19 protein-coding genes are annotated in these 22,689 nt (G+C 70.8%); 13 read left to right on the top strand and 6 right to left on the bottom strand.

Features of this window, described 5'->3' with window-relative positions; genetic code table 11:
• Nucleotides 1-117: 117 nt before the first annotated feature.
• Both QCD66_RS04160 and QCD66_RS04165 read right to left on the bottom strand, forming a co-directional pair.
• Nucleotides 118-432, bottom strand: a complete 315-nt coding sequence (locus QCD66_RS04160; RefSeq protein ID WP_364215676.1) for a hypothetical protein — start codon at nt 430-432, stop codon at nt 118-120.
• Nucleotides 429-2,285 carry a PspC domain-containing protein gene (locus tag QCD66_RS04165; protein ID WP_407567233.1) on the bottom strand — a complete coding sequence of 619 codons (1,857 nt, stop codon included), beginning with the start codon at nt 2,283-2,285 and terminating at the stop codon, nt 429-431. The genes QCD66_RS04160 and QCD66_RS04165 overlap by 4 nt, the downstream gene beginning before the upstream one ends.
• Nucleotides 2,286-2,711: 426 nt before the next feature.
• Between QCD66_RS04165 and QCD66_RS04170 the strand changes: the two genes are divergently transcribed.
• Together QCD66_RS04170 and QCD66_RS04175 are read left to right on the top strand one after the other, a co-directional pair.
• On the top strand, nt 2,712-3,959 hold the full coding sequence (locus QCD66_RS04170) for a PspC domain-containing protein (RefSeq protein WP_375736774.1): 1,248 nt from the start codon (nt 2,712-2,714) through the stop codon (nt 3,957-3,959).
• A 5-nt stretch (nt 3,960-3,964) separates the two neighbouring features.
• The gene (locus QCD66_RS04175; RefSeq protein WP_357533981.1) at nt 3,965-4,654 is read left to right on the top strand and encodes a response regulator transcription factor; all 690 of its coding nucleotides are present in this window, start codon (nt 3,965-3,967) and stop codon (nt 4,652-4,654) included.
• A gap of 28 nt (nt 4,655-4,682) precedes the next feature.
• On the opposite strand, the gene QCD66_RS04180 is transcribed toward QCD66_RS04175, so the two are convergent.
• Nucleotides 4,683-5,417 (bottom strand): PIG-L deacetylase family protein, encoded by a 735-nt coding sequence (locus QCD66_RS04180; RefSeq protein WP_407567003.1) that lies wholly within the window; start codon nt 5,415-5,417, stop codon nt 4,683-4,685.
• A 222-nt stretch (nt 5,418-5,639) separates the two neighbouring features.
• Between QCD66_RS04180 and QCD66_RS04185 the strand changes: the two genes are divergently transcribed.
• The 5 genes from QCD66_RS04185 (at nt 5,640) to QCD66_RS04205 (ending at nt 11,733) form a co-directional block, all read left to right on the top strand.
• Entirely contained in the window at nt 5,640-6,683 is a 1,044-nt protein-coding gene (locus QCD66_RS04185) for an ABC transporter permease (RefSeq protein WP_364215688.1), read from the top strand.
• A 100-nt stretch (nt 6,684-6,783) separates the two neighbouring features.
• Complete coding sequence (locus tag QCD66_RS04190; protein WP_364215691.1) at nt 6,784-8,517, top strand: ABC transporter substrate-binding protein; 1,734 nt, start codon at nt 6,784-6,786, stop codon at nt 8,515-8,517.
• 90 nt (nt 8,518-8,607) lie between these two features.
• The gene (locus QCD66_RS04195) at nt 8,608-9,597 is read left to right on the top strand and encodes an ABC transporter permease (protein ID WP_212822819.1); all 990 of its coding nucleotides are present in this window, start codon (nt 8,608-8,610) and stop codon (nt 9,595-9,597) included.
• A gap of 16 nt (nt 9,598-9,613) precedes the next feature.
• Nucleotides 9,614-10,696 carry an ABC transporter ATP-binding protein gene (locus QCD66_RS04200; protein ID WP_364215695.1) on the top strand — a complete coding sequence of 361 codons (1,083 nt, stop codon included), beginning with the start codon at nt 9,614-9,616 and terminating at the stop codon, nt 10,694-10,696.
• Between the two features lie 11 nt (nt 10,697-10,707).
• A complete protein-coding gene (locus QCD66_RS04205) occupies nt 10,708-11,733 on the top strand; it encodes a dipeptide ABC transporter ATP-binding protein (protein WP_364216211.1) in 1,026 nt (341 codons plus the stop codon).
• A gap of 144 nt (nt 11,734-11,877) precedes the next feature.
• Here QCD66_RS04205 and QCD66_RS04210 read toward each other — a convergent pair whose 3' ends face one another.
• Entirely contained in the window at nt 11,878-12,189 is a 312-nt protein-coding gene (locus QCD66_RS04210) for a chorismate mutase (RefSeq protein ID WP_364215698.1), read from the bottom strand.
• 355 nt (nt 12,190-12,544) lie between these two features.
• Between QCD66_RS04210 and pcrA the strand changes: the two genes are divergently transcribed.
• Nucleotides 12,545-15,025 carry a DNA helicase PcrA gene (pcrA, locus tag QCD66_RS04215; RefSeq protein ID WP_407567004.1) on the top strand — a complete coding sequence of 827 codons (2,481 nt, stop codon included), beginning with the start codon at nt 12,545-12,547 and terminating at the stop codon, nt 15,023-15,025.
• Between the two features lie 125 nt (nt 15,026-15,150).
• On the opposite strand, the gene QCD66_RS04220 is transcribed toward pcrA, so the two are convergent.
• Complete coding sequence (locus QCD66_RS04220; RefSeq protein ID WP_407567005.1) at nt 15,151-16,038, bottom strand: M23 family metallopeptidase; 888 nt, start codon at nt 16,036-16,038, stop codon at nt 15,151-15,153.
• Between the two features lie 287 nt (nt 16,039-16,325).
• Complete coding sequence (locus QCD66_RS04225) at nt 16,326-17,048, bottom strand: M23 family metallopeptidase (protein WP_364215707.1); 723 nt, start codon at nt 17,046-17,048, stop codon at nt 16,326-16,328.
• Between the two features lie 445 nt (nt 17,049-17,493).
• Here QCD66_RS04225 and QCD66_RS04230 point away from each other — a divergent pair, with 445 nt between their 5' ends.
• From QCD66_RS04230 to QCD66_RS04250, 5 genes are all read left to right on the top strand, one after another.
• On the top strand, nt 17,494-17,898 hold the full coding sequence (locus tag QCD66_RS04230) for a cobalamin B12-binding domain-containing protein (protein WP_357533965.1): 405 nt from the start codon (nt 17,494-17,496) through the stop codon (nt 17,896-17,898).
• 308 nt (nt 17,899-18,206) lie between these two features.
• Entirely contained in the window at nt 18,207-18,860 is a 654-nt protein-coding gene (locus QCD66_RS04235) for a hypothetical protein (protein WP_364215711.1), read from the top strand.
• 219 nt (nt 18,861-19,079) lie between these two features.
• Entirely contained in the window at nt 19,080-20,258 is a 1,179-nt protein-coding gene (gene sucC / locus QCD66_RS04240; protein ID WP_364215714.1) for an ADP-forming succinate--CoA ligase subunit beta, read from the top strand.
• A gap of 1 nt (nt 20,259) precedes the next feature.
• Nucleotides 20,260-21,147, top strand: coding sequence for a succinate--CoA ligase subunit alpha (sucD, locus tag QCD66_RS04245; protein WP_357533959.1), 888 nt, complete (start codon nt 20,260-20,262; stop codon nt 21,145-21,147).
• Nucleotides 21,148-21,323: 176 nt separating this feature from the next.
• Complete coding sequence (locus QCD66_RS04250; protein ID WP_364215718.1) at nt 21,324-22,667, top strand: DUF6350 family protein; 1,344 nt, start codon at nt 21,324-21,326, stop codon at nt 22,665-22,667.
• The last annotated feature ends 22 nt before the right edge of the window (nt 22,668-22,689 follow it).

The raw sequence follows: 22,689 nt of genomic DNA on the forward strand, positions 1-22,689 counted from the left end.
ACGCGTGCCGCTCGGGCCGCGTGACGGGCTGTGCCGCATCCGGTCAGCGGGGCCGCGGACCGGCCGATGGCGGCGGTACCTCCATCGGCCAGCATAGGCGGCCCCGCCGTGATCACGTCACAGCCGGCGGGCGTCCCCGGAGTCGGCCGGCGGCCCGGTGACCGGCTCGTACGGCGCGCCGCTCACCGGATCGGGGGCACCACCGCTGGTCGGGGCGACCGCACCGGGCCCTTCGCCGGCCGGCGCGGAGCGGCCCGACCGCAGCGCGCCGATCAGACCGAACACGCCGAGCAGGATCAGCCCGCTGGCCAGGAACCAGCCCACCGTCGGCAGCGCGAGGTGGAAGATCTGGGCGAGCAGCCACCAGCCGGCCAGGCCGAGAAAGATCAGTGCGAAGGTCAGTGAGACCCCGTCGGTACGGTGTGCCTTCATCGCCGAACCTCCACATCGCCGGCTTTGACGTTCAGGTACAGGCGCAGGTCGCCGCCGCCGGTGCCGTCGGCGCCGAGATCGCGTACCTCGCGGTTGTTGCTGTCGATGCCGCTCCAGCGCTGGCCGAAGACCCGCGCGTCGCCGGCGCCGATGTTGGTCACGGCCACCACGTCGACCTGGGGCGGCACGAGTACGGTGACCGTTCCGAGGGCGACGTCGACGGTGATCTGGGTGTCCTGCCCACTGAAGTCCACCGAGCGCAGGTCGAGGGTGGCGTCCCCGAAGGTGTTCGAGTAGCGGGTGGCCAGTTCGTCGTGCGAGGTCGGACTCCAGACGACGACCGCCTGGTCCGGCCGGCCGTCGTTGTACGACTCGACCATCGTGGTGAAGCCGAGTGCGGCGGCGGCGACCAGTCCGAGAGCGATCAGCCACCGGGCCCGCCCGAACCAGGCACCGACCAGCAGGCCGACCGCGATCGTGGCCAGCACCACCGCGAAGTACGCGGACGGGCCGGGCGAGACCACACCGGCCACCTGTAGCAGCGCCAGCAGGCCGAGCAGCACGAAGATCATTGAGAAGGTGGCGGCGCCGAGCGGCGACCGCTCCTTGGGCGGCTTCGGTGGTTTCACCGGCTTGGGCGGCACCGGCGGAAGCGGACCGGCTCCGGCGTACGGGCCGTGCGGGGCGAACGGCGGCCGGTAGCCGCCCCCCGGTCCCAACGGCGGCGGGGGCACCGACACCGGCGGTCCGGCGGGCCAGACCGGCGGCAGTACGGCGGTCACCGCCGTGCGGTCGGTCCCGGCCGGCGACGGGGCCGTCTCCGAGACGTACGGCGACGGGGAGCCGACCGTGGGCGGGTGCGCCGGCGGCACCGGCCGGGATTTCGTGAGGTCGGGCGGACCGGCCGCGACCGGCGACTTCGTGAGGTCCGGCGATGCCGCCGCGCCCGGCGGGGTGTGGTGGCCCGCCGGCTGGTACGCGGCATGCACGCCGCCGGTGGCCGGTGCCGGCGGCACCGGACCCGGCGGGAACACCGGTGCCGGGCCGGGGTACGGCGCCGCGGCCGGGCCGGGGTACGGCGGTACGCCCGGACCCGGGCCGCCCCCGGGCGGGGCGGCCGGCGGTGGTGCCCCGCCGCCGCCCGGGCCGTTCGGCGGCGGTCCGGCGCTGTTGCGGTTGAGCAGCAGCGCACCCCCGATGAGGACCGCCGTGCCGAGCATGACGGCGCGGAACGAGTCGGTGACGATGAAGCCGAACATCACCGCGACGAGGACACCGAGCACGATCACCGTCACCGGCGACATGCTCGACCGGCCGCGGCCGAGCATCGACTCGACCGGGGACGTGCTGTCACCCTCGGCCGGGGTGAGCAGCCAGACGGCGACGTACACCAGGATGCCGATACCGCCGAAGAACCCGAGTACGGCCAGCAGCACCCGCCACAGGATCGGGTCGGTGTTGGTGGCCCGGCCGATCGCGGCGCACACGCCGGCCAGGTAGCGGCCGTCGCGCGGGCGCACCAGGCCGTACCGCGAGGCGAAGGCGCCGCGCGTCGGCCCCGCCCCCCACGGGGGAAACCCACCGGGCCCACCGGGCGGTGGGCCGCCGGTGCCACCGGGAGGGCCGCCGGGTCCGCCGGGTGGTGGTCCGGACGGTGGTGGCCCGCCCGGCGCCGGCGGCGGGTCCGTGGGCCGCGACGGCGCGGCGGCCGGCGTCTCGGCCGTCGGGCTGCCGGTGGGCGTGCGAGCGGCCGGCCCGGCGGCGGGCGGCGGATCGGCCGGTGGTGTGCCGGCCGGCATCGACGGCGGGGCGGGCATCGGTGCCGGTGCCGGCATGGCCTTCGGCGCCGGCATGGCCGGCGGTGGTGGCGTGGCCGGTGCTTCCGCACCGGCCGGTGCGGCGGCGGGGCGACTGTCGCCGGTGGCGGGAGGACTGTCGGCGGCGGGCGGGCTGTCGTCGGCGGCGGAAGGTGCCGAGCCGGGCAGCGGGTGCTGCGACTGGCCGGCGGGCTCCGCCGTTGCCGGTCTGCGGGACTCGGCAGCTTCATCGGTCATACGAGAATCCTTTCCCCCGACCGACCCGACCGTCGTCAGGATCGGACCCTGAACGCACCCTGAGATCCGGGCGCCGAATGTCCGGGGCGTCCCCGTGGCCGGAGGACACCACGGCGTGTGACGATCGAAGAGACCCCGGACAGCCGGTCCGGGGCCGGCCGACCAGCAGTTCGGCGGCCGACGTCCCGCCGGCACCGCCCGCCGGCACCGAGCAGGGAGCCGACGATCACCACCGCGATCCAGCCGCCCCGCCTCTACCGCTCCCGCGACCAACGCATGGTCGCCGGAGTGGCCTCGGGGGTGGCGCAGCACCTCGCCATCCCGGTCACCGCGGTCCGGATCGCCTTCGTCGTGCTGCTCAGCCTGAGCGGGCTGGGCCTGCTGCTGTACGCCGCGTTCTGGGCGGTCGTGCCGGTACGCCCCGACGGCGCGCAGCCGCCGCCCCGCCGTGACCTCATGCAGATGCTCCCGTTCGTCGCCATCGGCATCGGCGTGATGATCATCCAGCTCATGGTCTTCGGGTCCACCGGCGTCGCCGGCACCGCCGGCTGGCTGGTGGCGATCGTCGCCGTGGGGGCCGGCGTGATCTGGCACCAGTCCGCCCCGGAGCGCCGCCGGCAGTGGAGCGAGGGCATGCCGGTGCCGTGGCTCGGCGCGGTCGTCGAGGAGAGCGACCGGCGCGCCTTCGTGCTGCGCTTCATCGGCGGCGGCCTGCTGGTGGCGGTCGGCATCATCGGCGTCGTCGCGGTCTACTCGCCGCAGGAGAGCTTCGACGCCGTACTCAACGGGATCATCTTCGCCCTGGTCGGCCTGGCCGGCGTCACCGTGGTGGCGGCACCGGTCCTGTGGCGGATCTTCAACCAGCTGCGCGCCGAGCGCGAGGGCCGCATCCGCGAGCAGGAACGGGCCGAACTCGCCGCCATGATCCACGACCAGGTGTTGCACACCCTGGCCCTGATCCAGCGCAACGCCGGCGACGTCAAGACGGTCCAGCGGCTGGCCCGCGGCCAGGAGCGGTCGTTGCGCAACTGGCTCTACAAGCCGACCGGCTCGCCGACCGAACGGTTCGCCGCCGCGCTGGAGCAGGCGGCGGCCGAGGTCGAGGACACCTACGCGATCACCGTCGAAGCGGTGGTGGTCGGTGACCGGGAAACCGACGAACACGTCGCGGCCCTGGTCGCCGCGGCCCGCGAGGCGCTGGTCAACGCGGCCCGGCACGCGAAGGTGCAGACCGTGTCGCTCTACGCTGAGGTGGAGCCCGAACAGGTGAGCGTGTTCGTCCGCGACCGTGGCGCCGGCTTCGACCTGTCGACGGTGGAAGATCATCGGCACGGGGTACGCGGCTCGATCATCGGGCGGATGAAGCGGCACGGCGGGCGGGCCGAGATCCGCAGCGAGCCGGGTGAGGGCACCGAGGTAAGGCTGATCATGCCGACGGCACGGGACAGTTCGTCGTCAGGGAAGGACAGGTAGCGCAGATGACCGACCAGCAGGCGGAGGCCGGGGCGGGCGCCGGCGGCGACACCCAGCGGCGGCTGCGCGTGTTCCTCGTCGACGACCACGCGATGTTCCGGGCCGGCGTACGCGCCGAACTCGGCGCGCACGTCGACGTGATCGGCGAGGCGAGCACGGTGGCCGAGGCGCTCAGCCGGATCGCCGCCACCGAGCCGGACGTGGTGCTGCTCGACGTACACATGCCGGACGGGGGCGGCCGGGCGGTGCTGGAGGCGCTGCGGCGTACGCATCCGCAGGTGCGGTTCCTGGCCCTGAGTGTGTCCGATGCCGCCGAGGACGTGATCGGGCTGATCCGGGCCGGTGCCCGGGGATACGTCACCAAGACCATCTCGCCGGACGACCTGGCCGCGGCGATCCGCCGGGTGGCCGACGGCGACGCGGTGTTCAGCCCGCGGCTGGCCGGTTTCGTGCTCGACGCCTTCGCCGCCCGGCCCGACACGCCGGTCGCCGACCCGGAGCTGGACCAGCTTACCAACCGTGAGCGGGAGGTGCTGCGGCTGCTGGCCCGTGGGTACGCCTACAAGGAGATCGCCAAGGAGCTGTTCATCTCGATCAAGACGGTGGAGACGCACGTGTCGAACGTGCTGCGCAAGCTGCAGATGTCCAACCGTTACGAGCTGTCCCGCTGGGCCGCCGACCGTCGACTTGTCTGACGACCGCCGGCTGGGCTGACCGCCGGGGTCACTCCGTACGCAACACCGTGAACGCCTCGGCCAGCCGCCCGGCGGGGAGCCCGGCGTTCTCGGCCACGGTCGTCAGGACGTCGCGCAACCAGGTTTCCAGGTCCATGTGCGCGGTCTGGGTGGCGTGCGCCCGCATCGCGGCGAGCTTGCGCGGATACATCCCGGTGATGTCGACGACGTGATCGGGCGCCGGCCCGCCGGCGTACCAGACCTCCCGCACCACCCAGGGCTCCAGTCCCCGCTCCAGCAGCTCCGGAAAGGCGAAGCGGTTGCGGGCGTCGGGATAGATGGCGCAGGTGGTCGCCTCGCCGACGGCGAGGTGGTCGGGGTGGCTGGGGCCGGCGAGCCGTTCCCAGCGGCGCAGCGGTGAGCTGGTGAGCACCCGGTCGGGACGGAAGCGGCGGATCGCGGCGGTGATGTCGCGGCGTAGGTCCAGGGTCGGGGTCAGCGTCCCGTCGGCGTACCCGTCGAGGAAGTCGACCTGCTGGACGCCGACCGCGGCGGCAGCCGCGCGTTGTTCCTGTTCGCGGATCTCTCGCATCCGCTCGCGGGGTGTGTCGTCGTATCCGCCGGCATCTCCGCGCGTGATCAACAAATAACTGACGTCGATACCCTGGTCGATCCAGGAGGCGACCGTGCCGGCAGAACCGAAGTCGACATCGTCCGGATGGGCGAATACGGCAAGTGCCCGACTTACGTCGGAAAGTGATGGCGCCGACGCCGGAAAGCCCATGGAACGATCATACGAGCCATATGGGTGCGCCCGAAACCTGCCTGTCCGGTAGGGTATGTGCCCGTCGACTGGTTAACGACTGACTGTTACAACGGGACCGTCGTCCAGTGATTGACCTGTTATCTGAACGATGCATTGGGCTATTCCGAAAGTCGCTGTCAGCGGGCTAGCTTTTGCCGAACAGACGAAGCGATCCTTCGTCGGCAAAGGAGGCCCCGGTCCATGAGTAGCACCACCTCTCCGCCCGGCATGCAGCCCGTCGGTGACGGGATGACAGGCTCGGCGATGGAGGTCGGTTCCCCGACCGACGCGCCCCAGACCACCGCCGAAGAGCGGAACTTCGTGGGGCGGTCGCCGGGGCAGCTCGCGTGGCTGCGGCTCAAGCGCGACAAGACGGCCATCTTCAGCTTCTCGCTCGTCGTCTTCTTCGCGGTCGTCGCGCTCGCCGCACCGCTCATCGAGATGTTCTACGGGGTGAGTCCGACCCAGAACCACAGCGACAAGCTCAACCGGCAGGGCTTCCCGCTCGGCTACGCCGGCGGCATGTCCAGCGAGCACTGGCTGGGTCTCCAGGGTGGCAGCGGGCGTGACGTCTTCATGCAGCTCGTCTACGGCCTGCGCACCTCGCTGCTCATCGCCTCGGTGGCAGCGGTCATCACCGTCGTGGTCGGCATCGTGATGGGCATCGTCGCCGGCTACTTCGGCGGCTGGATCGACCAGGCGATCACCTGGCTCGTCGACTTCATGCTCGCCTTCCCCTTCCTGATCTTCGCGCTCGCGGTCATCCCGATCGTCAACCTCTACTTCTACGAGCCGGGCGAAGAGGTGCCGGGGTGGTTCCGGATCGCGGTGATCATCGGGGTCTTCTCGCTCTTCGGGTGGATGTCGACGGCCCGGCTGGTCCGCGGCCAGGTGCTCTCGCTGCGCGAGCGGGAGTACGTCGACGCCGCCCGAGCCGCCGGCGCGCGCACCCCGCACATCCTCTTCCGCCAGCTTCTGCCCAACATCTGGGCGCCGATCCTGGTGACCTTCTCGCTGGCGCTGCCCGCCTTCATCACCGCCGAGGCCGCCCTGTCGTTCCTCAACATCGGCGTGATCGAGCCGACCCCCGACCTGGGTCGGCTGGTCTACGCGGCGCGGGAATACCTGGAGCCGATGCCGACCTACTTCCTGTGGCCGGCACTGACGGTGTTCCTCCTCGTGCTCGCCTTCAACCTGTTCGGCGACTCGTTGCGTGACGCGCTCGACCCCAAGTCGGACAAGTAGGTCCGAGCGGTCCCCATAGAAGATTAAAAATATGCTTCCGTTCCCGCCGTGGCGGGCCGAGTGGCCCAGGTGCGGAACGGCAGGAGGGAAGGAGAAAGACGTGCGACGGAAGCTTGGAGCGCTCTCTGCCGGCGTTCTGGCGGTCGCTCTGGTTGCCACGGGTTGCTCGGAGACCACCGATTCCGACAACGGCAACGGAGACGCTGTAGTCCAGACCGGCACCATCGCGACCGACCCCGCCGAGTCCCAGGGCCCGGCGAAGGAGGTTCCCGGCGCCACCAAGGGTGGCGTCGTCAAGATTCTCCACGAGTCCGAATTCGCGCACTTGGACCCGCAGAAGATCTACGTGTCTGACGCGCTGTCCTTCGCGACCCAGTTCGCCCGGACGCTGACCGGCTACAAGGAGGACGGCACCGGCAAGCTGCGGCTGGTCGGCGACCTCGCCACCAACGCCGGTGAGGACGTCAACAGCGACTGCAAGACCTGGAAGTACACGCTGAAGGACGGCCTCAAGTTCGAGGACGGCTCGCCGATCACCGCGCAGGATGTGGTCTACGGCATCTCGCGCTCGTTCGACCCGGACTGGGGCGACGGCCCGCTGTACCTCCAGCAGTGGCTGGCCGACAGCACCGAATACAACACCACCTACAAGGGCCCGTTCCAGTCGGCCGGCGCGCAGGTTCCGGGTGTCACCGTCGAGGGCAACACCATCACCTTCACCTTCGCCAAGCCGCGGTGCGAGACCCCGTACGCGGTGGCCATGCCGACGACCGCTCCGGTCCCGGCCGCGAAGGACACCAAGGCCGACTACGACCTCAAGCCGGTCTCCTCGGGTCCGTACATGATCCAGGAGCACCAGTACGACCAGTTCATCAACATGGTCCGTAACCCGCACTGGGACGCCGCCACCGACCCGATCCGCAACGCCTACCCGGACGGCATCCGGGTCGAGTTCGGCACCAACGCCGAGACCGCGTCCAACCGGATCATCGCGAACGCGCCGGACGACCAGTCGGCGATCATGTGGTCGAACGTGCCGGCGGCCAACCTGCCGAAGACCCAGTCCGGTGAGGTTGCCGAGCGGGTCGCCAAGGGCCCGTCGCAGTACGTCGAGTACCTCTACATCAACAACCTGCGGGTGACCGACCTCAAGGTCCGCCAGGCGCTGAACTACGCGATCGACCGGGACGCGCTCATCAAGCAGACCGGTGGTATCCACTCCTTCGGCGCCACCCTGATGTCGCCGACCCTGTCGGGCTACAAGGACTACAACGCCTACGACGGTGGCCAGACCGGTGACGCCGAGAAGGCCAAGGAACTGCTCGGCGGCCAGACCGTCAAGCTGACCTACGCCTTCCCGAACACCGCCGCCCACCAGAACCGGGCCGCGCTGTACAAGGAGATGCTGGCCAAGGCCGGCTTCGACATCGTGCTGAACCCGCTGGACTCGGCGACCTACTACGCCACGGTCGGCACCAAGAGCAACCAGTTCGACCTGATCCGTGGTGGCTGGGGTGCTGACTGGCCGAGCGCCTCGACGGTCTTCCCGGCCCTGTTCGACGGCCGTTCGATCCGCGACACCGGTAACAACAACCTGGCGTACTTCAACGCCGAGGACGTGAACGCCGAGATCGACCGGATCCAGACGCTGCCGGTCGCCGAGGCCGAGGGCGCCTGGCAGGCGCTCGACGAGAAGATCATGCGGGACCACGCCCCGGTCGTGCCGCTCTGGTACATCGGCAACTACGAGATGTTCGGTTCGAAGATCGGCGGGACGTTCCTCAGCGACTCGTTCGGTCACCTGACCCTCAACACCATCTTCGTCAAGCCGTAAGTAAGTAACAGCGACGGCGGGATGGCCGGACCCCGGCCATCCCGCCGCTCGTCACCGATGACCCGGTGACCGGCCGAAAGTGCTGATTAAATGCTCCGTTTCCTGATAAAGCGTCTGCTCCTGGGAGCGATGACGTTGATCCTGGTCTCGATCGTGGGCTTCGCGCTCTTCTTCATGGTGCCGTCGAGCCCGGCGTACGTCATGTGTGGCAAGAACTGCTCCCCGGAGCGGATCGCGCAGGTCAACGAGAGCCTCGGGCTCGACCGTCCGGCCCACCAGCAGTACGCGGACTTCGTCAAGGGTGTCTTCGTCGGCCGCACCATCGTCGACGCCACCACCGTCCGCGAGTGCCCCGCACCGTGCCTCGGCTACTCGTTCCGTGGTCGCGAGCCGGTCACCGACATGATGAAGCGCTCCTTCCCGGTGACGGCGAGCGTCGTCGGTGGAGCGATGGTCATCTACCTGACCGTCGGCGTCGGACTGGGCATGATCTCCGCGCTGCGGAAGGGCACCTTGTTCGACCGGGGCGCCATCGCACTCTCGCTCGGCTTCGCCTCGACCCAGATCTACACCCTCGGGTTCCTGTTGTTGCTGCTCCTGGTCTACACCCTGGGCGTGCTACCGAATCCGTCATATACCCCGATAACCCAGGATCCGGTGGCCTGGGCGAGTGGTCTGCTGCTGCCGTGGATCACCCTGGGCCTGATCAACTCGGCAGCCTACGCCCGCTTCTCCCGCGCCCAGATGGTGGAGACGCTGTCGGAGGACTTCGTTCGTACCGCCCGGGCCAAGGGGCTGCCGAACCGCACCGTCAACGGCCGGCACGCGCTGCGCGCCGCCATCACCCCGATCGTGACGATCGCCGGCCTGGACCTCGGCGTCCAGTTGGGCGGTGTGCTCATCACCGAGTCGGTCTTCAGCCTGAACGGCATCGGCCGGGCGGCGGTCGAGGCGGTGGGCGAGCTCAACCTGCCGGTGGTCATGGCCACGGTGCTCATCGCGGCCTTCTTCATCGTGACGATGAACATCATCGTCGACATGCTGTACGCCGTCATCGATCCGCGTGTCCGGCTCGGCTGAGGCCAGGGGAGCAGCTATGAGTACTTCGGCCTCCGCCAACACCGCCGCGACCGACGCGGCGAAGGGCCCGTACCTCCAGGTCAAGGACCTGAAGGTGCAGTTCAACACCGAGGACGGCGTGGTCCGCGCGGTCGACGGCATCTCGTTCTCGGTGGAGCGCGGCCGCACCCTCGGCATCGTCGGGGAGTCCGGCTCCGGCAAGTCGGTCACCAGCCTGTCCATCCTCGGCCTGCACAACGCCAAGCGCACCAGGATCTCGGGTGAGATCCAGGTGGGCGGCCGCAACATCGTCGGGATGGCCGACGAACAGGTGCGGCGGCTGCGTGGCCGGGACATGGCCATGATCTTCCAGGATCCGCTGTCGGCTCTGCATCCCTATTACAAGGTGGGGCGGCAGATCGCCGAGGCGTACAAGGTGCACCACCCGTCGGCGTCGAAGGCCGAGGCCAACAAGCGGGCCGTCGAGATGCTCGACCGGGTCGGCATCCCGCAGCCACAGAAGCGGGCCAACGCCTACCCGCACGAGTTCTCCGGCGGCATGCGCCAGCGGGCGATGATCGCGATGGCCCTGGTCAACGACCCCGACCTGCTGATCGCCGACGAGCCGACCACCGCGCTCGACGTGACCGTGCAGGCGCAGATCCTGGACCTGCTCGAGGACCTGCAGAAGGAGTTCAACTCCGCGATCATCATGATCACCCATGACCTCGGCGTGGTCGCCCAGGTCGCCGACGACGTCCTGGTGATGTACGGCGGCCGGGCGGTCGAGTTCGGCAGCACCGAGCAGGTGCTCCGCCGGCCGCAGCACCCGTACACCTGGGGTCTGCTCGCCAGCGTGCCGTCCCTGCACGGTGACGCCGACGCGGAACTCGTGCCGATCAAGGGCAATCCGCCGTCGTTGATCAACCTGCCGTCCGGGTGTGCCTTCAACCCCCGGTGCCGGTACGCCGGACGTAACGGCGACCGTTCCTTCACCGAGGTGCCTGAACTGCGCCAGGTTCAGGAGCGTGGTCACCTGGTGGCCTGCCACCTGTCCGAAGCCGACCGGAAGCGGTACTACGCCGAAGACATCGCACCGTCCGCGGGGGTGGCGCAGTGAGCGACACGACACTGGTCAAGAAGCCGGCCGACGAGGCCGCCGAGGAGAAGCGTCCCGAGCGCGAGCCGCTGCTCGTGGTCAAGGACCTCACCAAGCACTTCCCGGTGCGCGGCGGGCTCTTCGGCAACAGGGAGTTCGTCCGCGCCGTCGACGGGGTGAGCTTCACGGTGGCACCCGGCGAGACCGTCGGGCTCGTCGGCGAGTCCGGCTGCGGCAAGACCACCACCGGCCGCATGCTCGTACGCCTGCTGGAGCCGACCTCGGGCAGCATCGTCTTCGAGGGCAAGGACATCACCCACGCCAAGCGTGGCGGCCTGCGTGCCCTGCGGCAGGACATGCAGATCATCTTCCAGGACCCGTACGCCTCGCTGAACCCGCGGCACACGGTCGGCAACATCATCTCGATGCCCCTGGAGGTCAACGGGATCAACCCGCCGGGTGGAGTGAAGAAGCGGGTCCAGGAACTGCTCGAACTGGTCGGCCTGAATCCCGAGCACTACAACCGCTACCCGCACGAGTTCTCCGGCGGCCAGCGCCAGCGGATCGGTATCGCCCGCGCCCTCGCACTCAAGCCGAAGATCATCATCGCCGACGAGCCGGTGTCCGCGCTCGACGTGTCGATCCAGGCCCAGGTCATCAACCTGCTGCGTGAACTGCAGCGGGAGCTGGGGCTGGCGTTCGTGTTCATCGCGCACGACCTGGCCGTGGTCCGGCACTTCTGCCAGCGGATCGGGGTCATGTACCTCGGCAAGCTGGTCGAGCTCGGCGACCGGGAACAGATCTACGAGAAGCCGTCGCACCCGTACACCCGGGCCCTGCTGTCCGCGGTGCCCGACGTGACGAAGCTCGGCACCGGGGGCCGTATCCGGCTGGAGGGCGACGTGCCGACGCCGCTCAACCCGCCGTCCGGCTGCCGGTTCCGTACCCGGTGCTGGAAGGCGCAGGACATCTGCGCCACCGAAGAGCCGCCGCTGACCGTCAAGCCGAGCGGGTCGCTGGCCGCCTGCCACTTCCCGGAGTCCGGCGAGCTGAGCTGACGGGAACGCGCGTATCCGGGGGAGTCGGCCACTGGCCGGCTCCCCCGAGCGGTTTCCGTCGGCCGTACCCGGCGGCGAACCGGCCGGCGGCTGGCCGCGGATCGCCCGGCAGCCCGTTCGGAGCGGGGCGGGGCGAGGGACCACTCAGAGCCGGCCGCGACCGGCGCGCAGGATCAGCAGGGCGAGCTGGGTGCCGTCCTCGCCCAGCGCCTCCCGGAACCGTTCCAGGATCTCCCGCTCGCGCGACAGCACCAGGCGGGTGCCGCCCGACGCCATCCGGGTCGCGCCGATCTGTTGGGACAGGGCAGCCCGTTCCTGCCACAGCGCGATGAACTCGGCGTCGATCTCGTTGATCCGGTCGCGCAGTTCTCTGATCTGGTCGGCGGCGGCGGGGGAGTCGGTGCCGGTCTGGTCGCCGCCCGGCGTCTCGGGCTGCGTGGCGAGGTTCGTCGTCATCGGGTGCTCCCTGAGCGGTGAGGTCCCGGGTGTCGTAATCCCGAAGCGAAACGCCCCGGGACTCCGCGAGCCCGGGGCGTTTCGTAGGTCTTCGATCAGGCGTGACCCACGGCTGCCGGACTCCCGGAGCCGTAGTAAAAGTAGAAGCCAGCCTGCTGGATCACGCTGAGAAGTATGCCCACCTCAGCGCGGAGTACGCAACCCGAACCGACCATCTGGTGGGACCGCGGTGGCGGGTACCGGACGGTCCTCGCCGGGGCCCACGGCGGACGCCGGATTCCGGAAGTGACAGGTTTCGTTTCGTCGGCGTGCACGGGCCGGGGATGTCGGACCGCGGGCATAGACTCGCTCTGCGATGCATGCTCTCTTCGAAATCCCGCCGGCCCAGAATTCCCCATCGGCCCAGAACTCCCCATCGGCCCAGAACACGCCACCGGCCCCAGGCACGCCGTCGGCCCAGGGCCGGTCCGCGCCCCACCGGCAGCGCCCGGGGCACGACCCGGAGGCGCTGCTGGCCGGCCTCAACGGGCCCCAGCGTGACGCGGTGACCCATTCGGGCGCACCGCTGCTCATCGTGGCCGGAGCCGGGTCCGGCAAGACCCGCGTGCTGACCAACCGGATCGCCTACCTGCTCGCCGCCCGCGACGTGCACCCCGGCGAGATCATCGCGATCACCTTCACCAACAAGGCCGCCGGGGAGATGAAGGAGCGGGTCGCCGCCCTGGTCGGCGGCCGCGCCCGGTTGATGTGGGTGTCGACGTTCCACTCGGCCTGCGTCCGGATCCTGCGTGCCGAGCACGAGCACGCCGGGCTGAAGTCGACCTTCTCCATCTACGACGCCGACGACTCGCGCCGGCTGATGCAGATGGTGGCCCGCGAACTCGACCTGGACCCCAAGCGCTACCCGGCGCGCGGGCTGGCGACGCAGGTGTCCAACCTCAAGAACGAGCTGATCGACCCCGACGAGTTCGCCGGACGGGCCAAGGGCCCCAACGAGCGGGCCCTGGCCGAGGCATACACCCTCTACCAGCGGCGGCTCAAGGAAGCCCACGCGCTCGACTTCGACGACCTGATCATGACCACGGTGCACCTGCTCCAGTCGCACCCGCACGTCGCCGAGACCTACCGTCGTCGCTTCCGCCACGTGCTCGTCGACGAATACCAGGACACCAACCATGCCCAGTACACCCTGGTCAAGGAGCTGGTGTCGGGCACCGAGGGGGTGCCGCCCGCGGAGCTGTGCGTGGTCGGCGACGCCGACCAGTCGATCTACGCGTTCCGGGGTGCGACGATTCGCAACATCCTGGAGTTCGAGCGGGACTTCACCGACGCGCGCACCATCCTGCTGGAGCAGAACTACCGCTCGACCCAGACGATCCTCAACGCGGCCAACGCGGTCATCGACAACAACTCGTCCCGTAAGCCCAAGCGGCTGTGGAGCGACGAGGGGCCGGGCGAGCGGATCGTCGGCTACGTCGCCGACACCGAGCACGCCGAGGCCGACTGGGTGGCCCGCGAGATCGACCGGCTGTGCGACGACGGTAAGGCCCGCCCGGGCGACGTCGCCGTCTTCTACCGCACCAACGCCCAGTCCCGGGTCTTCGAAGAGGTGTTCATCCGGGTCGGCCTGCCCTACAAGGTGGTCGGCGGCGTCCGGTTCTACGAGCGCAAGGAGGTCCGCGACGCGCTGGCCTACCTGCGGGCGGTGGTCAACGACGACGACACGGTCAGCATCCGGCGCATCCTCAACACCCCGCGCCGGGGGATCGGTGACCGCGCCGAGGCGTGCGTCGAGGCGCTCTCGGCGCGCGACCGCGTCTCCTTCGGCGCCGCGCTGCGCCGGGCCGGCGACGCGCCCGGGATCTCCACCCGGGCCGCCAACTCCATCGCCGACTTCGTACGGCTGCTCGACGACATGCGCGAGCTGGCCGCGACCGCCCCGCCCGAAGAGGTGCTGGAGGCGGTGCTGCTCCGCTCGGGCTATCTGACCGAACTGGAGGAGAGCCTCGACCCGCAGGACGCCGGCCGGGTGGAGAACCTCCAGGAGCTGGTCAGCGTTGCCCGCGAGTTCACCGAGCGGGTCGAGGCGCAGACCGAGGACGGGCCGGGTGCCACCCTCGCCGGTTTCCTGGAGCAGGTGGCGCTGGTCGCCGACGCCGACCAGGTGCCGTCGGACGATCCCGAGCACCAGGGCGTCGTCACGTTGATGACCCTGCACACCGCGAAGGGCCTGGAGTTTCCGGTGGTCTTCCTCAGCGGGCTGGAAGACGGGGTCTTCCCGCACCTGCGGGCTCTCGGCGACACCCGGGAGCTGGAGGAGGAGCGCCGGCTGGCCTACGTGGGCATCACCCGGGCCCGGCAGCGCCTCTACCTGTCGCGGGCGGTCACCCGGTCGGCGTGGGGGCAGCCGGCCTACAACCCGGCGTCGCGTTTCCTGGAGGAGTTGCCGGCCGAGCTGGTGCGCTGGGAGCGCACCGAGGGGTCGTACACCTCGTGGTCCGGCACGGGCGGCGGCGTGGGTGGGCGGTCCGGCGGTGCGGACCGCGGCGGTGCGGACCGCGGCGGCGCCGCGCGCGGTGGCGGCTTCGCCGGCGGTACACCGCGGGCGGCGCAGCTCGCCGCCCGGCTCGGGATCGACGGCAGCCGGCTGGCGACCGCGAGCGAGTTGCCGAGCGCGCCGAAGGTGGCGGCCGGTGACCGGGTCAACCATCAGCGGTACGGGCTGGGCCGGGTGCTCGCGGTGGAGGGGCACGGTCCGGGCGCCCGGGCCCAGATCGACTTTGGTGACCAGAAGATGTGGCTGGTCCTGCGGCACGCGCCGATCGAGAAGCTCTGACCGGTGCCGGCCGGGATCGCACCCGGCCGGCGTTCAGGACGGGGCGGACCCGGTCCGGTGACCACCGGACCGGGTCCTTTGTCGTGGCCGCCCGCCGCGCCGTGGCCCGGCCGGCGGTTCGCGGCTCAGCAGCCGAGGTCGACGCCGCGCTGCCGCATCCACGGGCCCGGGTCCACCTGGTTCCACATGCCCAGGTGCACCTCGAAGTGCAGGTGCGGGCCGGTCGAGTCGCCGGTCGATCCCTCGTAGCCGATGACCTGGCCGGCGCTGACCCGCTGGCCGACCTCGACCGCGGTGCGGTTCTGGTGGGCGTAGTGCGTGAAGACGTTGTCGCCGTGGTCGATGACCACCGAGATGCCGTAGCCGGCGTAGGCCCAGCCGACGATGGTGACGGTGCCGGCCCCGGCGGCGCGGATCGGGGTGTTCGCCGGCTCGGCGAGGTCGATGCCGGCGTGCAGGGTGCCCCACCGCTGCCCGTAGCAGGAGGTGGTGGCGGCGCCCGGCATCGGGTTGACCCAGTCGGCCTTCGGCGCCGCCGGGGTGGTGGGAGCCGGCGCCGCGGCCCGCTGCGGGGTCGCTGTCGTACGTGCCGGCGCCGGCGCCGAACTGCTCGGCTCCGGCTGTTCCTCGGCGGGCGTGGCCTGCGGCTTCGGGGCCTCCGCCGTCGGGCTGCCGGCCTGCGCCGGCGCCGTCGTCGGGGCGGGCGCCTCGCGCGCGGACCGGTCGGCCCGCTCGGCGGCACGTTCGCGGTCGCCGGCGTCGGTGGCGACCGGGGCGGCGGCCGGGGTGTCCGTACCGCCGGTGGCGGCCGCGGCGACCCCGGCGAGGCCGATGCCGAGGACGGCGGTGGCGGCGAGGGCGACGACCGGGCGCCGGCCCTTCAGCAGGTTGCGGCCGCTGTCGATCAGGTCACCGGCGCCGGGCAGCCGGCGGCCGTTCCGGCGGCGGTGGCGGGCCCCCCGGGAGGCGGGGCGGTCGCCGGCGTTGCTGTCTGGGGGGTTGCTCTCCGACACGGCGGGAACCTCCGTGGTCTTGTGGTGCGGACCCGGAAATGTTGGTTTGGCCGGCGGGCGGGCTGGGCAGGGGGTAGGGCGGGGATCGGGCAGCGGGGCCGTCGGTGGGCATCCGGAGCGGCAGGCTATGCCCGTTTATGCGGTATTACTTCCTGGTACGTACGGCTCCTCGGTGCGTGACGTCTGTCACTCCAGCCTGTGTGGCGTAGGGAACTTTCACGCAGAGTGATCATGAAAAAACCGCCCATCCTTGTCGGAGTGGGCGGTTAATCGGACAGTGCGTAGGGTCAGGAGGCGACTACGCCGGTATAGATTGCTTCGACTTGTAGCTTGATGTCCACTCCGCGATCCCGCAGATAGGGGATCGGGTCTTTCGGCGTCCCGTTGACATGCACCTCGAGATGCAGGTGCGATCCGAAAGAGTGGCCCGTGCTGCCGACCAGCCCGAGCTTGTCGCCGGCCTTCACCTGCTGGCCCTCCTGGACCAGCAGCTGTGACGAGTGCGCGTAGATCGACTCGGTGCCGTCGCCGTGGTCGAGGATGACCGCGTTTCCGTAGCCGCCGTAGTAGCGGGCCAGCTTGACCTTGCCGTCCCGGATCGCGTGGTAGGGCGTGCCCTCTTCGGCGGCGAGGTCGACGCCGGCGTGCAGCTTGTCCCACCGCATCCCGTACGGGGTGGTGAAGGTGTAGCCGTGCAGCGGCAGCCGCCAGACCTCGGCCTGGTCCTCCATCGAGGTCTCCAGGCCGCCCCGGCCGTCACGGGAGGCGCGCTCGGCGTCCTCGGCCCGTTCGGCGGCCTGCTCGCTGGTGAGAGAGGCTGCCTCCAGGTCGGCGAGGACGGTCGGGCTGACCGACTTCGCGTCCGGCAGGCTCGCCCCGGCGCCGAGAGCGACGACGCCGGCCCCGACGAAGGCGGTGGCGACGACCGCCGCGTAGCGGCTGCGAGGGGGGGTGGGTACGCGTCGACGACCGCGATATCGGTCCGGCTCAGACGACAGGCGCTGGCGCACGCACACCCTCCGTGGTCGGGCAACAAAGGCGGCCGTCACCGGCATCGGTGAACCGGGGGTGAAAGCTTGGTGGCCGCGTCGTCGGCCGGCGCGAACCGGATGACAACCGTGGGACACGGTAACCAACCCCTAGGCACCTCACAAGCCGCACCGCCAAATTGGCGACGCGAAACTGTGACCGTGCGCCATGGAATGCCTGAATTCGTAACCTTTTGTAGGCCCGCTCGTTAGTAGCGTTCGGTGTTATTGATGATTACGTATCGTATATGTGAGCGATTCAACTCCAATAATGAATTGCCGCCCCCGTAGGGGGTTTCCAGGAGCGTGGCCGCGCTCCGGTCGACGAGGGCGGGGTCGGTCTGCCGGACCCGGTTCCCCGGTCGGGACCGTGGGGGTTACCGTTCGTTCAGGTGGTTTTCCGGTGCCCTGGAGAGGTGTTGCGCTGATGAGCTCTCGAACTCGGGTCGTCGTCGCCAAGCCGGGCCTGGACGGCCACGACCGTGGCGCCAAGGTGGTCGCCCGTGCCCTGCGCGACGCGGGCATGGAGGTCATCTACACCGGGCTGCACCAGACGCCCGAGCAGATCGTCGAGACCGCGATCCAGGAGGACGCCGACGCGATCGGCCTCTCCGTCCTGTCCGGCGCGCACATGACGCTCTTCCGGCGGGTCCTCGAACTTCTGGCCGAGCGCGAGGTTACCGACATGGTGGTGTTCGGCGGCGGCATCATCCCCGAGGCCGACATACCGGAACTCGAACAGTTGGGCGTCGCGAAGATCTTCACGCCCGGGGCGACCACCGGGTCGATCGTCGACTGGGTACGCGACAACGTGACCGAACCCGTCGGCTGATCCCTACCGCGACAGCTCCGCGAGGCCGGGGCGCGCGAGGCCCGGTGCGCAAATGGAGGGAGGGGCCGGACGCACCCCTCACACGTCCGGCCCCTCTATGCGCGATGCCCCGCCGCCACCCCTCGACCGACAGGGCATCGGCCGTATCCGCCGGGCCGCTCCAGCGCGCTCCGACATCAGACTCAACGACGCCCGGTCGGCGGGGTTACGCGCGTCACGGAGAACTTTTCCGGCGATGGCATGATGGGGCCTCGTCATGATCGGTCCGCCGAGCCTGACGCCCCCGAAGACCAAGGTCTGGAGTCACCGTGACCATGCCGCCGCAGCAGCCTCCGGTGCCGCCCGCCGGCTGGCAGCCCGCCCCGGCCGGGCCCCCGCCCGGGGGGTGGCCGCCGCCCCCGCCCGTGCCGGTCACCAAGCGGATCCCGGAGGACCAGCCGTTCATCGTCCGGGCCAGCGCGGGCAAGCGGATTCTCCAGTTCGGCCTGCTCACCCTCTTCGTACTGGCCGTACCGGCGTGCTCGCTCGGGCTGTTGGCGTTTACGAGCGGGGAGAGCGTGCTGCCGATCCTCGGCGTCCTCGGGGCGCTGGCGGTGTTCATGGGGCTGCTCTTCGGGCTGCAGGTCTACCTGCTGGTCTCCGGCGGACCGGTGCTCGCGGTCGGTCCGGCCGGCCTGTGGATCAAGACCCGGCCCACGCGGGGACAGGCGGTGTGGCTGCCGTGGGAGGCGATCGAGCAGATCTACACCCGCCGGTGGGCCTTCGACAAGAACGTCTGCGTCAAGCCACGCGATCCGCGTACGGGTGGCAACCTGGGCGCCTTCACCGCGGTGGACTCCAGCATGCAGCAGTTGGTGTTCGGCACGGGCCTCACGGCGCCGCTGGCCTTCGCCGACCGCCCCGAGCGGGAGATCATGGGCGCCATCGTCCACTTCTCGGCCGGCCGTACGTTCATCCGCTGATCTTCCGGTCGCCGTACGCCCGATCCGCCCGCGACGGGTGGCACCCACGGCAGGGCGTGTGCATTTGAGCACACCGCGCGCCCGCTCGGTTGCCAGCAGTGTGCCCGTCGTTAGGCTGCCCCAAATGGCCTGTCGATGCGGGACCGGCAGGCGTCAACCAATTTCACGCTGGCGACGGCGCGACGGCGCGCCGCGCGGACTAGGACGGGACGCGTAAACGTGGACCTGTACGAGTACCAGGGGCGCGAACTGTTCGACCGGCACGGGCTGCCCGTGCTGGCCGGCGGCGTCGCGACGACCCCGGACGAGGCTCGGGCGATCGCCGAGCGCCTCGGTGGCCGGGTGGTCGTCAAGGCCCAGGTTAAGGTCGGTGGCCGAGGCAAGGCCGGGGGCGTCAAGCTCGCCGACGACGCCGGGGACGCGGTGGCCCGGGCCACCGACATCCTCGGCATGGACATCAAGGGCCACACGGTCCACAAGGTCATGCTGACCGTGACGGCGGACATCGAGCAGGAGTTCTACCTCTCCTACCTGCTCGACCGGTCGAACCGTACGTTCCTGTGCATCGCCAGCGTGGCTGGCGGCATGGACATCGAGCAGGTCGCCGAGGAGACCCCGGAGCGGGTGGCCAAGGTCGCCATCGACGCCAACCGTGGTGTCGACGAGGCGCTGGCCCGCGAGATCGTCGCCAAGGGCGGGTTCCCGGCCGAGGTCGCCGACCAGGTGACCGACATCGCGGTCAAGCTGTGGCAGGCGTTCGTCGCCGAGGACGCCACGCTGGTGGAGGTCAACCCGCTGGCCCGTACGCCCGAGGGCAACGTGCTCTGCCTCGACGCGAAGGTGACGCTCGACGAGAACGCCGCCTTCCGCCACCCCGACCACGAGGCACTGGTCGACCAGGGCAGCGTCGACCCGCTGGAGCAGCGGGCCAAGGAGAAGGACCTCAACTACGTCAAGCTCGACGGCGAGGTCGGCATCATCGGCAACGGCGCGGGCCTGGTCATGTCCACGCTCGACGTGGTCGCGTACGCCGGGGAGAAGCACGGCGGGGTCAAGCCGGCCAACTTCCTCGACATCGGCGGCGGTGCCAGCGCCGCGGTCATGGCCAACGGGCTCGAGATCGTGCTGTCCGACCCGGCGGTCAAGAGCGTCTTCGTGAACGTCTTCGGCGGCATCACCGCCTGCGACGAGGTCGCCAACGGCATCATCCAGGCGCTCGCCCTGCTGGAGCAGCGCGGCGAGAGCGTGACCAAGCCGCTGGTCGTACGGCTCGACGGCAACAACGCCGAGGCGGGCCGGGCGATCCTCGACGCCGCCGCCAACCCGCTCGTGCAGCGGGTGGACACCATGGATGGAGCGGCCGAGCGCGCCGCCGAGCTCGCCGGTGCGGGGGTCTGAGATGGCAATCTGGCTGACCAAGGACTCGAAGGTCATCGTCCAGGGGATGACCGGCTCCGAGGGGTCGAAGCACACCCGCCGGATGCTGGCCGCCGGCACCAACATCGTCGGTGGCGTCAACCCGCGCAAGGCGGGCCAGTCGGTCGACTTCGACGGCACGTCCCTGCCGGTCTTCGCCGGGGTCGCCGACGCGATCAAGGAGACCGGGGCCGACGTCACCGTCATCTTCGTGCCGCCGCAGTTCACCAAGGCGGCCGTGGTCGAGGCGATCGACGCCGAGATCCCGCTCGCCGTGGTCATCACCGAGGGCGTGCCGGTGCACGACACCGCCGCGTTCTGGGCGCACAACGTGGCGTCCGGCAACAAGACCCGCATCATCGGCCCGAACTGCCCCGGCATCGCCTCGCCGGGCCAGTCCAACGCCGGCATCATCCCGGCCGACATCACCCCGGCCGGCCGGATCGGCCTGGTCAGCAAGAGCGGCACGCTGACCTACCAGCTCATGTACGAGCTGCGGGACATCGGCTTCTCCACCAGCGTCGGCATCGGCGGTGACCCGATCATCGGCACCACCCACATCGACGCGCTCGCCGCCTTCCAGGACGACCCGGACACCGACGCCATCGTGATGATCGGTGAGATCGGTGGCGACGCCGAGGAGCGGGCGGCCGACTTCATCAAGGCCAACGTGACCAAGCCGGTGGTCGGCTACATCGCCGGCTTCACCGCGCCGCCCGGAAAGACGATGGGCCACGCCGGCGCCATCATCTCCGGCTCGTCCGGCACCGCCGACGCCAAGAAGGCGGCACTGGAGGCGGCCGGGGTGCGGGTCGGCAAGACGCCGAGCGAGACCGCGCGACTGATGCGCGAGATCATCACCGGCGCCTGAGTGACGTACGGTAACGGGGCCGGCCGTGTGACACGGTCGGCCCCGTTCGTCGTTCGTGGAGTGACCTGGGCGTAGAGAGATTTGCGCTTAATGTCCACCGCTACAGGGAACTGACGCGTCGGCGACGGTGGTGTCGCGAACCACCACACCCTTTCGCGTGTTTAAGTGGGGCCTTGATGGCAGCCAGCACCCCTGACCAGCCTTCTCGCGCCGACGGGGCCGAGGAGCCGTTTCCCGCCGACCTGGGCAGCCGCCAGACCGAGCCGATCGACGTCGGCAACCGCCGCACCGAGCCGATCGACGTCGGCAACCGGCCGACCGTACGCCTGCCCACGCAGCGGTCCGGTGGCGTGCGTCGCGGCGGCCGGGCACCCATCGCCGTCGCCGCCGCCGTCGCCACGCTCTGGGCGGCGCTGGTCTCCTACCTGCCGGTCGCCGTCGTCATGGGCCTCGCCCAGCTCGCCGAGGACGCCGCCACGTTCGGCGGCGCCGCCCGGGTCGGACTCGCCGCCTGGCTGCTCGGCCACGGGGTGCCGCTGGAGACCGGCGCCGGGCCGCTCGGCCTCGCGCCGATGGCGCTCGCGGCCCTGGCCGCGTGGCGGGTCAGCCGCGCCGGCGTACACGTCAGCCGGGCGATCGGCGCCCGGCACCACGGCTCACCGCGGCAGGCCTTTCTCGTCGCGGTCGTCATCGGTTGCGCGTACGGCCTGCTCGGGGCGCTCGCCGCGCTCGCCGTCGGCACCGACGGACTGCACGTCCCACCGCTGCGGGCCGCCGCCAACCTCGCCGTCTTCGGGGCGCTCGCCGCCCTGGTCGGCGCCCTGCGCACCACCGGGGCGCTGCGCGTCGTCGCCCGGCGCCTGCCCGGCCCCCTGCGGCACGGCATCCGCACCGGGGTCGTCGCGGCGCTGCTGCTGATCGGCGCCGGGGCCGGTACGGCGGGACTGGCGGTGGCGACCGGTGGCGGCGACGCCAGCAGCATGATCCAGGCCTACCGGGCCGGAGTGACCGGCCAGGCCGGCATCACCCTCGTCAGCGTCGCGTACGCCCCCAACGCGGCGATCTGGGCCAGCGCCTACCTGCTCGGTCCCGGCTTCGCGGTCGGCACCGACACGGTCGTGCGGACCACCGAGGTCACCGTCGGGGCGCTGCCCGCCATCCCGCTGATCGCCGGCCTGCCGCACGGGCCGGTCGGCGGGTTCGGCGCGGCGATGCTCACCGTGCCGGTGTTCGCCGGGATGGCCGCCGGCTGGCTGCTCGCCCGCCGGCGGCTGCGGTCGGCCGCCCGGGACCGTACGCCGCTGTCCTGGAAGGGGCTGCTGGGTGCGGCGGCGATCGGCGGCCCGGTCGCCGGACTGGTGCTCGGTGTCGCCGCCACCGTCTCCGGCGGCCCGGTGGGCGGCGGCCGGCTCGCCGAGGTCGGGCCGGTCGGGTGGCAGGTCGCTGTTGTCGCGACCGTGGTCGTCGCGGTCGGCACCGTCGTCGGTGCGGCCGCCACCCGGGTTTTCACCGGGAACTGAGCGGCGCCGGCCCGCAACGGCG

Origin of the sequence: Polymorphospora sp. A560, from assembly GCF_045781765.1 — a bacterium.
In the GTDB taxonomy this organism is placed as follows: domain Bacteria; phylum Actinomycetota; class Actinomycetes; order Mycobacteriales; family Micromonosporaceae; genus Polymorphospora; species Polymorphospora lycopeni.